14 protein-coding genes and 1 tRNA gene are annotated in these 13,978 nt (G+C 40.4%); 13 read left to right on the forward strand and 2 right to left on the reverse strand.

Going from position 1 to position 13,978, the window contains the following annotated elements:
- The coding region (locus tag K8S13_RS17740; protein ID WP_291464593.1) for a hypothetical protein at window positions 1–387 on the reverse strand (387 nt) is incomplete at its 3' end.
- Between the two features lie 11 nt (window positions 388–398).
- Window positions 399–1,505: a deoxyguanosinetriphosphate triphosphohydrolase gene (locus tag K8S13_RS17745; RefSeq protein ID WP_291464594.1), complete on the reverse strand. Its 1,107-nt coding sequence runs from the start codon at window positions 1,503–1,505 to the stop codon at window positions 399–401.
- A gap of 138 nt (window positions 1,506–1,643) precedes the next feature.
- Between K8S13_RS17745 and K8S13_RS17750 the strand changes: the two genes are divergently transcribed.
- The 13 genes from K8S13_RS17750 to rpsO all read left to right on the forward strand — a co-directional run.
- Entirely contained in the window at window positions 1,644–2,171 is a 528-nt protein-coding gene (locus tag K8S13_RS17750) for a nucleoside deaminase (protein ID WP_291464595.1), read from the forward strand.
- 99 nt (window positions 2,172–2,270) lie between these two features.
- Window positions 2,271–2,792 (forward strand): translation initiation factor IF-3, encoded by a 522-nt coding sequence (gene infC, locus K8S13_RS17755; protein WP_291464613.1) that lies wholly within the window; start codon window positions 2,271–2,273, stop codon window positions 2,790–2,792.
- Window positions 2,793–2,914: 122 nt separating this feature from the next.
- Entirely contained in the window at window positions 2,915–3,112 is a 198-nt protein-coding gene (gene rpmI / locus K8S13_RS17760; RefSeq protein ID WP_291464597.1) for a 50S ribosomal protein L35, read from the forward strand.
- A gap of 66 nt (window positions 3,113–3,178) precedes the next feature.
- On the forward strand, window positions 3,179–3,532 hold the full coding sequence (gene rplT / locus K8S13_RS17765) for a 50S ribosomal protein L20 (protein WP_291464598.1): 354 nt from the start codon (window positions 3,179–3,181) through the stop codon (window positions 3,530–3,532).
- Window positions 3,533–3,555: 23 nt separating this feature from the next.
- The gene (pheS, locus tag K8S13_RS17770) at window positions 3,556–4,563 is read left to right on the forward strand and encodes a phenylalanine--tRNA ligase subunit alpha (RefSeq protein ID WP_291464599.1); all 1,008 of its coding nucleotides are present in this window, start codon (window positions 3,556–3,558) and stop codon (window positions 4,561–4,563) included.
- A 1-nt stretch (window position 4,564) separates the two neighbouring features.
- Window positions 4,565–6,922: a phenylalanine--tRNA ligase subunit beta gene (gene pheT / locus K8S13_RS17775; protein WP_291464601.1), complete on the forward strand. Its 2,358-nt coding sequence runs from the start codon at window positions 4,565–4,567 to the stop codon at window positions 6,920–6,922.
- A 192-nt stretch (window positions 6,923–7,114) separates the two neighbouring features.
- Window positions 7,115–7,190 (forward strand) — tRNA-Gly (locus K8S13_RS17780).
- A 184-nt stretch (window positions 7,191–7,374) separates the two neighbouring features.
- Window positions 7,375–7,839 (forward strand): ribosome maturation factor RimP, encoded by a 465-nt coding sequence (gene rimP / locus K8S13_RS17785; RefSeq protein WP_291464603.1) that lies wholly within the window; start codon window positions 7,375–7,377, stop codon window positions 7,837–7,839.
- 19 nt (window positions 7,840–7,858) lie between these two features.
- Window positions 7,859–9,256: a transcription termination factor NusA gene (gene nusA, locus K8S13_RS17790; protein WP_291464604.1), complete on the forward strand. Its 1,398-nt coding sequence runs from the start codon at window positions 7,859–7,861 to the stop codon at window positions 9,254–9,256.
- Between the two features lie 108 nt (window positions 9,257–9,364).
- Window positions 9,365–12,292: a translation initiation factor IF-2 gene (gene infB / locus K8S13_RS17795; RefSeq protein WP_291464606.1), complete on the forward strand. Its 2,928-nt coding sequence runs from the start codon at window positions 9,365–9,367 to the stop codon at window positions 12,290–12,292.
- A 7-nt stretch (window positions 12,293–12,299) separates the two neighbouring features.
- Window positions 12,300–12,665 (forward strand): 30S ribosome-binding factor RbfA, encoded by a 366-nt coding sequence (rbfA, locus tag K8S13_RS17800; RefSeq protein ID WP_291464608.1) that lies wholly within the window; start codon window positions 12,300–12,302, stop codon window positions 12,663–12,665.
- A 4-nt stretch (window positions 12,666–12,669) separates the two neighbouring features.
- The gene (gene truB, locus K8S13_RS17805; protein ID WP_291464610.1) at window positions 12,670–13,575 is read left to right on the forward strand and encodes a tRNA pseudouridine(55) synthase TruB; all 906 of its coding nucleotides are present in this window, start codon (window positions 12,670–12,672) and stop codon (window positions 13,573–13,575) included.
- A gap of 153 nt (window positions 13,576–13,728) precedes the next feature.
- Window positions 13,729–13,978: 30S ribosomal protein S15 (gene rpsO / locus K8S13_RS17810; RefSeq protein WP_291464612.1), on the forward strand; the 250-nt coding region annotated here is incomplete at its 3' end.

Consider the following 13,978-nt stretch of genomic DNA (forward strand, 5'->3'; position numbering starts at 1 on the left):
GATGGGGTCAAACCCGGGTTTGCTCAGTTCGTGGGGCAGGCCATGAAGCCTGCAGATCATTGGTCTGTAAGGGTATAGAAGGCAAAGGCCGCTTTCATTTGCCGGGCAGTAAATTTTTTTAGCTTTTATTTCCAGGCTTTGAGGAAAGGTTTTTTTACAATAGTTTGCGGCCTTGTCCAAAATTATTTCTTTTTTATTGGGGTCAAGCGCATTAAAGCCATGGAGCAAATAGGCTTTTTCAATATAAGTATGGTGAAAAAATAAGGATTTACAGCAATTATCCTCACACCCATTGCATTTGAAATGGTAGTCTGCGGCAATTTTGTTCCAGGTTTTATCCATAGCATCGTAAAGAGCTGCAAGAGGTTTAAAGGTTTTATCTGTCATGGCTGCTTAAATTAGATCAGGGGGTTGGGCAAGAAAATCTTGGAATATAGATTCATGGCATACCGGTCGGTCATACTGGCGATCAAATCACAAACAGACCGTTTAAGGGGGTTCTTTGAGGAGTCCCATGGTGCCATTTCCATTTTTACAAGCTCTCTTTGCAAGACGTCAGGGTTATTTAAAAAATAATTATAAAGGCCAATGATCACCTTTTTGGCCTTTACAAATTCATTATGAACTCCTGGCGAACGATAAACTTTATCATATAGGAATTTTCTTAATATGATCATGGAATGAAAGGTATCTTTGCCCATATCAAGGATAAATTTGCCATTACGCGGCCCACTGTTATACACCAATTGTTCAATCATTATACTGGCTCTCTGGGAATGTGTTTTTCCCAGTTTTTTAATACAGATGTCAGGAACTTCTGCTGAAGAGATGACCTTGCCTCGTAATGCATCATCAAGGTCATGGTTTAAATAGGCAATGATATCCGCTACTCTGACAATTCTTCCTTCGACTGTAATGGCGGTTTCTCCGGGGGTTGCCGGAATGATATTGCCAAACCCTTTGGAGTGCTTAAGAATGCCGTCCCTGACTTCCCAGGTCAGGTTAAGGCCTTTCCCTTTGTTTTCAAGGGAATCCACCACTCTTAAGCTTTGATAAGCGTGAGAAAAATGGGGTGAATAAATTTCGATCAGAGCGGTTTCACCACCATGGCCAAAAGGTGTGTGACCCAGATCGTGAGCCAGTGCAATGGCTTCGGCAAGATCTTCATTAAGACACATGGCTCTTGCAATAGTTCTTGAAATTTGTGCCACTTCAAGTGTATGAGTGAGTCGGGTTCGATAATGGTCTCCCAAAGGGGAGAGGAAAACCTGTGTTTTGTATTTCAACCGTCTAAAGGAGTTTGAATAGACAATGCGGTCCCTGTCGAGTTGGAAAGGCGTTCTGATATTGCAGATATTTTCTTCTTTCTTCCGCCTTTTTGCATTAGCACTTAAGGTACCATATTCGGAAAGAAAGTTTTTTTCTCTGAGTTGGAATTCTTTCTGGATACAAAGATTTTTATTCAAAGAGTTTTTTTGTATATATATTTTTTTGTTTGTTTTCATAAATTCATATTGAATATTTTTTGAGAGCAAAATAAACTACAATCGTTAAAAAAAAACAAGTTGAAGAATCTGGGTCATATTTGCGCATATGGAGCAGGCTTTGTAAAGATATATTTTATTTAGGAGAGATGATTTAAATTGGAGTATGAATATTACATGGGTTTGGCATTGGAACAAGCCCAAAAAGCATTTGACAAGGGTGAGTTCCCGGTGGGATGTGTGATTGTGCAAGCTGGAAAAGTGATTGCAAGTGGTGCAAGGACGGGAACAACTTCTGATAAATTGTTTTTTAGTGAAATTGATCATGCTGAGATAAGGGCTTTGAAACATCTTGAAACTATTGACACTCAATTTGAACCTGACAAATTAATCCTTTTTTCTACCATGGAGCCCTGTCTGATGTGTTTTGGTGCTATTATTTTGTCCGGTATCAAAAAAATAGTATATGCTTATGAAGACCCCATGGGGGGAGGAACGACATGTGATTTGAAAAAATTGCCCCTTTTATATCAAAATTGCGGGATTGATATTGTTCCTGGAGTACTACGGCAAAAAAGTCTTGATCTTTTTTATCATTTTTTTAATAAAGAGGCTAATTTATATTGGAAGAATAGCTATTTGGAGGCATATACTCTTGATCAGAAAATAAAGAAGATTTTAAAATAAATAGTACTTGCATTTCTTTATGCAAGCCATTATAATCGCAGGGTTATACTTGTTCTATCAAAAATAAATATAAGATCGTGTGGTGCAGGAGGTGCGAAAATAGCTAAGCGAGGAAGACAGGATCAGACAAGTGTGAATAAGGGGATCAGGGCCAGCCAGGTTAGGGTTGTCGGCTCTGATGGTGAGCAGATAGGAATTATGCCCATAGAAGAGGCATTGAAAATTGCAGGGGATGAAGATCTTGATCTGGTTGAGGTTTCACCGGATGCAAACCCGCCTGTCTGCAAGATAATGGATTTTGGGAAATTTAAATACGAGCTGACTAAAAAAAAGCAGGAGGCTAAACGAAGACAGAAAACTACTCAGATTAAGGAAATAAAGGTAAGGCCAAAAACCGATGATCATGACCTTGAAACAAAGGTCAGGCATATTGAAAAGTTTATCAGTAAAAATGATAAGGTTAAGATTACACTGTTTTTCAGAGGAAGGGAAATTATACTCAAGGAACAGGCTAACACGGTTTTGGAAAAAATTGTTACCATGACTGACGCGTTTGCCCAGGTTGAGCAGTATCCCAAGTTTGAGGGCCGCGTTATCACCATGCTTTTGGGACCTAAATAATCTAGTTTTATAAAGTTAGCAAGACGGCTTGAAAATACATAATAAATGTATGGTGGTATATTATGCTTTTTTAATTATATACTGCCATCTTTTTTAGAAATTGCAATACAGGAGAAGATAAAATGCCTAAGATTAAAACATGCAGAGCGGCTGCCAAGCGTTTTAAAAAAACAGGATCAGGGAAATATAAATTTAGAAAATCTCATTCTAGCCATATATTAACCAAAAAAACCACAAAGAGAAAAAGATCTTATAGATTAGATCAGATGATTGATAAGGCAAATTTAAAAGAGGTCAAACGTTTGTTACCCAATGGATAGTAACATTTCAATCAAAATTACTGAAAGTTTGATTCAAAAGAATAGAGAGTTGAGGAGTTTGACAAAATGAGAGTCAAAAGAGGATTTAAAGCAAGAAGGCGTAGAAATAAGGTACTTAAGCTTGCAAAAGGATTTAGAGGCGGAAGAAGTAAATTATACCGTACTGCTGCAGACGCTGTTGATAAAGCGTTGATGTATGCTTACCGGGACAGAAGAGTGCGCAAGAGAGATTTTAGACGGCTTTGGATCGTCCGAATCAATGCAGCATCAAGAATGAATGGCCTGTCATACAGCAAATTAATGAATGGTCTTAAATTAGCAGGCAGTGAGTTGGATCGCAAGGTATTGGCTGATCTTGCAATTTCTGATCCAGCCGCCTTTTCCCAGTTGGCTTCCCAGGCGAATGCCCAGTTTAATTAGATTAAACGATTAGTGAGGGTATTTTGCAAAACAGTATTATTGATATTGAAAAAGAAGCCTTTGAAAGCATAGAGCAAGCCAGTGATTCGGACCAGCTTGAACAGCTTTCCATTAAATATCTTGGCCGAAAGGGTGTGCTCACAAAATTTTTAAGAAATATTTCTTCTCTTCCCGAGGATGAGCGGCCCAGTGCCGGTAAGAATGCCAATATTCTTAAAGGAAAGCTTGAGAAGGCCGTTAAGGCTGCCTTTTCAAAACTTGATGATTTTGATGATAAAAAGTTTACAGGTATTGATGTGACCCTTCCGGGGCGACCAATCCTGCGGGGCTCTCTTCATCCTATTACCCAGGTGTCCAAAGAAATTACTGATATTTTTTTAAGACTTGGGTTTGATATTGCAGAAAGTCCGGAAGTTGAAACGGATTATTATAATTTTGAGGCCTTGAATATCCCCAAATATCATCCGGCAAGAGATATGCAGGATACTTTTTATGTGTCGGAAAACATAGTTTTGCGAACGCATACTTCTCCATCCCAGCCCCGTGTGATGGAAAAGACCAAACCGCCGGTGAGAATTATTTCACCGGGAAAGGTTTTCCGATGTGATTCAGACATCACTCATACCCCCATGTTTCATCAGGTCGAAGGTCTGATGGTGGATAAAAATATTTCTTTTGGTGATTTAAAGGGGATTTTAACTACTTTTGTTCATCAGTTTTTTGACAAGGAAACTTCTTTAAGATTCAGACCCAGCTTTTTCCCGTTTACAGAACCCAGCGCCGAAGTCGATATCCGCTGTGTTATGTGTAAGGGAAAAGGCTGTCGAATCTGTTCAAAAACAGGATGGCTCGAAGTATTGGGTTCCGGAATGGTTCATCCGGCGGTTTTTGAAAATGTCGGATATGATGCGGACAAATATACAGGCTTTGCTTTTGGAATGGGGATTGAACGTCTTGCCATGCTCAAGTATGGTATTGATGACACAAGAAAATTTTTTGAAAACGATATCCGTTTTCAAGGGCAGTTTTGATATGAAAGTCAGTTTAAGCTGGTTAAAAGAGTATATTCACCTTGACCTTGAACCTTCAGTGATTGCTAAAGAGTTGACAATGGCAGGCCTTGAGGTCGATGCAGTTGAAGAAAGGTATGATTATCTCAACAATATTGTTGTCGCTAAAGTCAATGAAGTTAAAAAACACCCAAATGCAGACAAACTTTCTGTCTGCATGGTTGACGCAGGCGGGGATGAGCTGGTTCAGATTGTCTGTGGTGCGCCCAATGTGCACGAAGGTATGTTTGTGCCATGCGCATTGCCAGGGACTGTTCTTCCCGGAGATTTTAAAATAAAAAAGGGTAAGCTTCGGGGAGAAGTGTCTGAAGGTATGTTATGCAGTGCCGCTGAATTAAAACTCAATACAGATGCCGCAGGTATTATGGATCTTGAAGGTGATTTTCTTGCCGGAACCCCCCTTGACAAAGCGTTGAAAGTTTCTGACACGGTGTTTGAAATTGATTTGACCCCCAATAGACCCGATTGCTTGAGTATCATCGGTGTGGCTCGTGAAGCAGGGGCTTTCATGGAACCAAAAGCCAAGGTGAAGTTCCCTGATTTTAAGCTGCCAAAAGATAAAATGGGAAATGAATCTATCCATGATTATGCAAAAGTTCAAATCATTGATCCTGATCTTTGCCCAAGATACTCGGCAGGCCTTTTATTTGATGTTAAGATTGAACCCTCTCCTTTCTGGCTCCAGGAAAGACTTGAATCCATAGGGCTTACTCCCATCAATAATGTGGTTGATATTACAAATTTTGTCATGATGGAAATGGGCCAGCCCCTTCATGCCTTTGACTTTGATGAGGTTGCAAAGGGCAGGATTGTCATTAGAAAAGCAGGCAGTGATATGAATTTTACCACTCTTGACAGCAAAGATCATATGCTTGAATCTGATATGCTCATGATTTGTGATGGTAACAGACCTGTGGCACTGGCCGGGGTAATGGGGGGTGAAAATTCTGAGATTTCAGATTCCACAACCAGAGTGCTGATTGAAAGCGCATATTTTAATCCGATATCCATCAGAAAAACTGCAAAGAAAACCGGTATTGCTTCAGATGCATCACACAGGTTTGAACGTGGAGTTGACCCTGAAGGGACGGTCAAAGCATTAAACAGGGCAATTGCCCTGATGGCTCAAATTTGTGATGCAACCATTGCCAAAGATATTATTGATGAATATCCCAATAAGGCGGTTCCCCGTAAAATTGATTTGAATACGGATGCCTTGAATGCCCGATTGGGTACGGATTTAGATACAGATGCAATCAAAGCGATCCTGGAATCAGTGGAATTTGAAGTTGAGAAAACAAATGACACCCGGCTGAAAGTGGGTATACCATCTTTCAGAGTGGATGTTACAAGGCCTGAAGACCTTTCTGAAGAAGTAGCCAGGCTTTGGGGATATAACAATATTAAAACAAGTTATCCTCTGGTTCCTGCAAAAGGCAGGCTTTTGGATGAAAAGATCGTTCTCAGGGAAAAAATCCAACAAATAATGACGGGATTTTCTTTTTGTGAGATCATCAATTATAATTTTATCAATGAAAATTCATGTGACAGGTTAAACCTGTTGGATAACGATAAACGGCGGCAGGTTGAAACTATTTTAAACCCGATTTCAGATCAGATGTCGGTTTTAAGGAGTTCTCTGATTCCAGGGCTTCTTGAGACAATGAAAAAAAATATTTCCCAGCAGGCAGATACGCTGAAGTTTTTTGAAATCGGCAAGATTTTCTTTGCCACACAAAAGGGATCTTTGCCTGAAGAAAAGGAAATGATTGCGGGTCTGATCACAGGCAACCGGACGGATTCTTCCTGGTATTCCAAAAAGGCTAAAGTTGATTTCTTTGATTTGAAAGGTGCGGCTGAGGTTTTTTTTGAAGCACTTATGATTGAGAACACCGGCTTTGAAAAGATTGAAAATGACTCCTGTCCTTATTACAAAGATGGATATGCAGCCGTTATCAAATTCAATGATACCCTTGTGGGTACTCTTGGAAGAATTGATGAAAAGGTTTTGAAAAATTATGGGTTAAAGCAGGATGCATTTGTTTTTGATTTCAATTTTAATGCCATACAGGACCTGCTCCCCAAAGTAGTTACAGCTGAGCCATTGCCAAAATTTCCTTCCATTTCAAGGGATATTACCATTATCGTGGACAGAGCCGTGACGGTTGGGGCAATCTTGAAACAGATTGAATTTATTTTTAAAAAAGAATCATTAATTGAAAACGTTTTTCTTTTTGATATATTTGAAGGCCAGCCGTTGCCTGAAGGTAAAAAGTCATTGTCTTTCCGGGTTGTTTACAGATCGGCAAGCAAACCTTGAAAGAAAAAAATATTAAAAAACTGCATGTAAACATTTCAAAAGCCATTCTTGTTGAGTTTAATGCAGATCTGCCGGAATAGCCGGAAAGAAGATAGCCGCTAATCATTTTTAATATGGATTTGCCTGGTTAATATTTGGGAGTAAAAGTGTTATTGACAAACCCGATATAGGTTGGTATATTATTCTGCTAATGCGGGCATAACTCAGCTGGTAGAGTGCAAGCTTCCCAAGCTTGATGTCGCGAGTTCGAGTCTCGTTGCCCGCTCCATTTTTAAATGGAAGGATGGCAGATGATTCCATTTATTGGGGATTAAGATATGATCTGAACCACTGATTTTATTTGGTGATTCTACTTGGTGAGGATTTTTTGTATTCGGAACGGGCATCTGCCCGTTTTTGTATTTAAGGATGCAAACAAAAGATAGTATGCAGGCTATATTACGGGTGGCAGGTTGAAGAAAGACAATAGCATGTTAATTGAAAAAATTAAAGAAGTTGCACAGCCATTATGTCAGGCTGAAAACTTTGAGCTTGTTCATTTGGAGATTGTCAATAGTGATGGGGAAAAAATTGTTCGTCTTTTTTTGGATAAGCCCGGCGGTATTAGATTAGATGATTGTATTTATATCAGCCGCCAGCTTTCAGATTTAATGGATGTTCATATAGAGAATATCGGCAGTTATCGGCTTGAGGTTTCTTCTCCCGGGCCAAACCGGCCTTTGAATAAAAAAGAGGATTTTCATCGTTTCAAGGGTGAGAGAGTAAAAATTAAGACAAATGAATTAATTGAGAATCAAAAAAAGTTTACAGGGATTCTTGAGATAATTAATGATGATTCTGTTGTGATTGCTGTTGATGGGAAAAGGGTTGAAATATCAGACCATGTGATCAGCAAAGCAATGCTTGCAGGTCAGTAATATGGAGAACGCGTAAGTCATGTTTATCACAGATATTAAAAGGGTTATTGATCAGGTAAGTCGCGAAAAGGGAATTGAACCGGAGGTTCTTATTAATACCCTTAAAGAGGCTATTATTTCCGCGGCCAGAAAGAAAATCGGACCCAGAGCTGATATTGAGGTTCACTACAATGAGAAAAGTGGTGACGTTGAGGTTTTCCATTTTAAAGAGGTTGTAGAAGAGGTTGAGTATTCCGACAGTGAGCTGACCCTTGAAGATGGCTATGAATATGATCCCGAGTGCGAGATCGGAGACAGTCTGGGTATTCGGATTGATACGGAAGAATTTGGTCGAATTGCTGCTCAGTCGGCCAAACAGGTTATTATTCAGAAGATGAGGGAAGCGGAAAGAAATGCTGTCTATGAGAATTTTATTCATAAAAAGGGTAAAATTATTAATGGAATAGTTCAACGCTTTGACAGGGGCAGCATTATCGCCAATCTGGGACAGGCAGAGGCTGTTTTAAGGCCCAGAGATCAGATGCCAAGAGAAAATTACAAGCGCGGTGACAGAATCAGAGCATATGTTCTGGATGTATTAGAAGAATCAAAGGGTGCACAGATTATTTTATCCAGAACCCACCCACAATTTTTAGTCGAATTGTTTAAAACCGAAGTTCCCGAAGTGTCCGAAGGGATTGTAACCCTGCGTGGTGCTGCAAGGGCTCCCGGTATCAGAGCTAAAATTGCTGTTTCCTCGATGGATTCAGATGTGGATCCGGTGGGAGCCTGTGTGGGGATGAAAGGAAACCGGGTTCAGAATATTGTGCAGGAGCTTCGTGGTGAAAAAATCGATATTGTTCAATGGAGTCCGGATATAGCAAGATTTGTCTGTAACGCCCTGTCGCCTGCCGAGATCGCCAGGGTGATTATTGATGAAGATAATCAATCCATGGAAGTCATTGTGAGCGATGAATACCTTTCCATTGCCATTGGCAAGGGAGGCCAAAATATTTCTCTTGCCTGTGAGATTACCGGCTGGCACTTAGAGGTAACCAGTGAGGAAGAATACAGCCGGGAATTAAAAGAAGGATATGACAGCCTGATGAAACTGACAGGGGTGGGGCTGTCAATGGCAGAGGTGCTTTTCAAAGGCGGATATTCTTCTCTTGTAGATATATCTGAAGCAGTCATCGAAGATATTGTTTCAATAACTGATTTGAGTGAATTAAAAGTTGAAGAAATGATTAAAGAAGCAAAAGTTATTCTGGAAGAGGAATTAAGGCAGGAAAGCCGGGATGAAGAGCCAAAAGATGATGAAGAGCCAAAAGATGATGAAGAGCCAAAAGATGATGAAGAGCCAAAAGATGATGAAGAGCCAAAAGATGATGAAGAGCCGGAAAATGGTGAAGCAGTTCAAGAAGGTGAAGACAGTTAAGGGTTATGTTACGTGTGACCTTTATGTTACGTGTGACCTTCAGGTTACATAAACAACGGGTAGCAGGCGAAAAAAGAATAAAAAAAGAGACTTACTTGGGGGCAACAAATGGCGAAGGTCAGAGTATATGAGTTAGCTAAAGATCTGAACATGACGAATAGAGCGCTTCTTAATAAAATGAAAGAGTTGAAGATTGAAGTTAAAAGCCATATGAGTTCTCTGGAGGGTAGTGCTGTCAGCGCAATTAAAAAAAGCCTTTTGGGAAAAGCTAAAAAAAAGACGGATGTCAAGATAAAGCCATCGGTTATCCGCAGGCGCAGGCAGAAAGCTGAAGTTGAAGCTGAGCCTGAAAAAATTGTTGAGCCGGAAATTGAAGAAGAGACAGCAAAAAAGGTGGATGAAAAACCAGAACAGATAATTGTTCGTAAAAAGAAAGCGCCTGTTGTAGAGGAAGAGCTAAAAGTAACGCCATCAGATATTGAGCAAAAGACGGGTAAAGAAGAATCTGAGAAACCAGAGCCTGCACCCAAAAAAGATAAACCAAAAACAAAGGTTAAAAAGGCTAAACCTGCCAAGATCATTAAACCGGTGGAACCTGAAGAGGCAGAGGCACCAGAGGAACCAGTCCAGCCCGTAACGATTGAACCGGAAGAGACAAAAGCCAAACCTGATGTTGAAAAAACACTCATTTCTTCTGTGAAGAAAAAAGAATCCAAACGTAAAGAAGCTATTATTGAAAAAGAGGAAAAAGAGACGGTCGTACAGGAAACTGAGTCAACTGGCACCGAAGGGGAAGAGAAAAAGGTCAAAAAGAAAAAGAAAAAGAAAAAGAAAAAATCAACACCCGCAAAGATCGTTAAAATAGCAGATCCTTCTGTGCTTAAAAATTTAAAAAAATCTAAGCCCGGTGAGGATAGAAAAAGACCTGGTATGAAAAACGGGCCCAAGGAAAGTGCAAAGAAAAAACCGTTTAAAAAGAAAGAACGTGTGTCATCTCCTTCTCCATCGAAGCCCGATATGGATACTCCAACTATTGATATTGCCGTGCCGGATGAAATAGAGACAGGAAAACACAAAAAAGAAAAAAGAAAAGTTGATTTTGGTGATGACAAGCCTGCCGGGAAAAGAAAACAGCGTAAGAGAAAATCCGTGATTGAAGGGGATGCATTATATAAGGGTGGTCGTGGAAGAAAAAAACGCGGTAAAGGTAGAAAGGATACAAAAGGTAAAAAAGGGAATTTTCAGAAAACCCAGATTACAACACCCAAAGCCATTAAAAGGCGTATTAAGATTGATGAGGCCATTGAACTTTCCGAACTTGCAAAACGTATGGGTATCAAAGCCAATGAGATGATTGCTAAACTGATGACCATGGGGGTTATGGCAACGGTGAACCAGACCATTGATTTTGATACGGCTGTGCTGGTTGCAACTGAATTTGATTTTGAGGTGGAAAAAGCATCTTTTGAGGAAGAGACCCTGCTCAATATACCAAATGGCGATGATGATGATGATAAAATGATCGGAAGAGCACCGGTTGTCACCATCATGGGCCATGTTGACCATGGAAAGACGTCGCTTTTGGATGTGATCAGGAAATCCAAGATTACCAGTGGTGAAGCCGGCGGTATAACCCAGCATATTGGTGCCTATAATGTCAAAACAGCCAATGGTGGACAAGTTACATTCCTTGATACACCGGGTCATGCTGCGTTTACGGCAATGAGATCCCGCGGGGCACAGATTACAGATATCGTTATCCTTGTTGTTGCAGCAGATGATGGGGTGATGCCCCAGACCATAGAGGCGATTAACCACTCAAAGGCAGCGGGTGTGCCGGTTGTGGTTGCTGTTAATAAAATGGACAAGGCCGGGGCTGATCCTGATAGAATCATGAGAGAGCTTTCAGAACTTGATCTGCTTGCAGAAGATTGGGGCGGGGATGTTATTTTTGTTAAAGTCTCTGCAAAGACCGGAGAGGGTGTAGAGGAACTCCTGGAAATGATTTCATTACAATCCGAGGTTCTGGAACTCAAGGCAAATCCGGATAGAAAAGCAAATGGCTATGTGGTTGAATCAAGGCTTGATACCGGGCGTGGTGCGGTGGCAACTGTCCTTGTCAAACAAGGGATTTTAAAAGATGGTGACTCCGTTGTCTGCGGGCTTCATTCCGGTCGAATCAGGGCAATGATAAATGATGGGGGAAACAGGGTTGATGAAGCAGGCCCGAGTACCCCTGTTGAAATCGTTGGCTTACATGGTATACCCAATGCCGGTGATGAGTTTATTGCTGTAGCATCTGATAAGGATGCAAAACAGATTGCCGGTCACAGGATGCACAAACAAAGGGCAAAGGAGCTGGCCAGGAAAAGCAGGGCCAATCTTGAAAAGATGTTTGAGAATCTTGGGGCTGCTGAAATTAAGGAACTCAGGCTTATTGTGAAAGCAGATGTTCACGGCTCCATTGAAGCCTTGAACGATTCATTAAATGATCTGGCTAAAGAAGAAGTGGATGTTAAAATTGTTCACTCGGGTACGGGTACCATTAATGAATCGGATGTGGCGCTTGCAGCCGTTTCAGATGCCATTATCGTCGGGTTTAATGTCAGGCCGACACCCCAGATTAGAACACTTGCCAAAGAAGAAAATGTGGATATGCGTTTTTATGATATTATTTATGATGTCATCAATGACATTAAGACTGCATTGGATGGAATGATGCCGTCCACATTCCACGAGATTATTATCGGTCGGGCAGATGTCCGCGATGTGTTCGTAATCCCGAAAATGGGGACCATTGCCGGGTGCCATATTGCAGACGGCAAAGTTATCCGTGGTAAAAAAGTAAGGCTCTTAAGGGATGGGGTTGTCAAGTGTAATACACAAATTTCATCACTCAGGCGGTTTAAAGATGATGTCAAAGAAGTGGACCAGGGATTTGAGTGTGGTATTGGTCTTGAAAAATATAATGACATCAAGGTGGATGATGTGATTGAGTGTTATGAAGTTGAAGAAAGAAAGTACAAGGCTGATTAATTAAAAGATGAAACCTTATTCACGAGCAGAAAGAATCAGTGGCAAGATTCAACAAGCCATTACGGATCTTTTAAATAAAAAAATGCAGGACCCCAGGATTGAAATGGCCACGATCAGTGGTGTGAAGTTGAGTTCTGATCTTCGAGTGGCCAATGTGTATATTACTGTTTTTGGAGATAAAAAGCGAATTAATGATGCTTTGGACGGATTTAAGAATTCCAAGGGATTTATCAAAAAACGCATTGCTCCGAAATTAGGATTGAAATATATGCCGGATTTAAGATTTTACTATGATGATTCTTTTGACAAGGCAGCCCAAATGGATGAACTCATTAAATCCGCTTTAACGGGAACACCGGACGAACACCTATAAGTAAATGAAAAGTGGTATTATAGCAATTCATAAGCCTGAAGGCATTTCTTCAGCCAGGGTAGTGGCTCGTGTAAAAAAGGTCTTGGGGGCAAAAAAGTTAGGACATACAGGAACCCTGGATCCTTTTGCCACAGGCTTGCTGCTTTGTTCGGTCAATAAGGGGACAAAGATATCCAGATTTTTTCTTGACGGCCATAAAAGATATCTTGCAAGGATATGTCTGGGGGTTGAAACAGACACCTATGATCTGACGGGTAAGACGGTTTTTACAGCCCCAAAAGATATGATGAACTCCCTCAACAACGATGATGTTGAACAGGTTGTAAAATCTTTTGTCGGCATTCAGGATCAGGTGCCGCCTGCTTTTTGTGCATTAAAACATGAAGGCCAGCCATTATATAAGCTGGCACGCCAGGGAAAGAAAATTCAAAAACCGCCAAGGCCGATTGAATTTTTTGATATCAGTATAAACCATATTGCGCTGCCAAATATTGACGTTGACGTTTTTTGCTCTTCAGGAACCTATATTAGAAGCCTTGCCTTTGATATAGGGGAAAAACTTGGATGCGGTGCTCATCTGTCAAAACTTTGCCGAACACAGTCCAGTGCATTTAAGCTGGAAGATGCCGTCCAATTGGATGTCCTTGAAAGGCTTGATAAAACGACTGCTGAACAAAGAATTATCTGCCTGTCAGACTGTCTTGAGTTTATGCCAAAAATTGTGGCGGATAAACGTATTGCCCAAAAAATTAAATTTGGACAAAAGCTTTTAACAAAGGAGCTTGGGCTCCCTTTGCCAAAACCCGATCAATCCATCAGGGTGATTGATAATCATAATGACCTTCTGGCGATCATCCAATTGATTGAAAACAGGCAGGAGTATAAATATTGTTGCGTTTTTTTAAGCTAACTGATATTCATAAAAGCTTACACATATTTGTAATGGTATAATGATTTGTTTTGAATTTCTTTTTCTGAATGGAATATCGGATGGGAAATCATAAAAAAACCTGATCATTGACAGATACCATGTTTTATTTATTCCAGATAAAGGAGTTTTAAAGTGGTTTTATTGGCAGAAAACAAAGAGGAGATGATTGAAAAATTCAAGCTCCACGAGTCTGATACAGGCTCACCAGAGGTGCAGGTTGCTATTTTAACCCACCGTATCAGCTATCTTACAGAACATCTTAAAGTTCACAAGAAAGACCATCATTCAAGACGGGGTCTGTTGATCCTTGTTGGAAGACGCAGAAGTCTTCTGGATTATGTTAAGAAAAAAGATGTGAACAGATACCGTTCTTTAATTGAAA

The sequence above is a fragment of the Desulfobacula sp. genome, from assembly GCF_021107415.1.

What these genes read in the sequence shown, in the direction of transcription:
- truB (WP_291464610.1), top strand. Translation starts at nt 12,670, where the DNA reads ATGAAAAGTGGTATTATAGCAATTCATAAGCCTGAAGGCATTTCTTCA.
- rbfA (WP_291464608.1), top strand. Translation starts at nt 12,300, where the DNA reads ATGAAACCTTATTCACGAGCAGAAAGAATCAGTGGCAAGATTCAACAA.
- infB (WP_291464606.1), top strand. Translation starts at nt 9,365, where the DNA reads ATGGCGAAGGTCAGAGTATATGAGTTAGCTAAAGATCTGAACATGACG.
- K8S13_RS17745 (WP_291464594.1), bottom strand. Translation starts at nt 1,505, where the DNA reads ATGAAAACAAACAAAAAAATATATATACAAAAAAACTCTTTGAATAAA.
- nusA (WP_291464604.1), top strand. Translation starts at nt 7,859, where the DNA reads ATGTTTATCACAGATATTAAAAGGGTTATTGATCAGGTAAGTCGCGAA.
- rpmI (WP_291464597.1), top strand. Translation starts at nt 2,915, where the DNA reads ATGCCTAAGATTAAAACATGCAGAGCGGCTGCCAAGCGTTTTAAAAAA.
- pheT (WP_291464601.1), top strand. Translation starts at nt 4,565, where the DNA reads ATGAAAGTCAGTTTAAGCTGGTTAAAAGAGTATATTCACCTTGACCTT.
- rplT (WP_291464598.1), top strand. Translation starts at nt 3,179, where the DNA reads ATGAGAGTCAAAAGAGGATTTAAAGCAAGAAGGCGTAGAAATAAGGTA.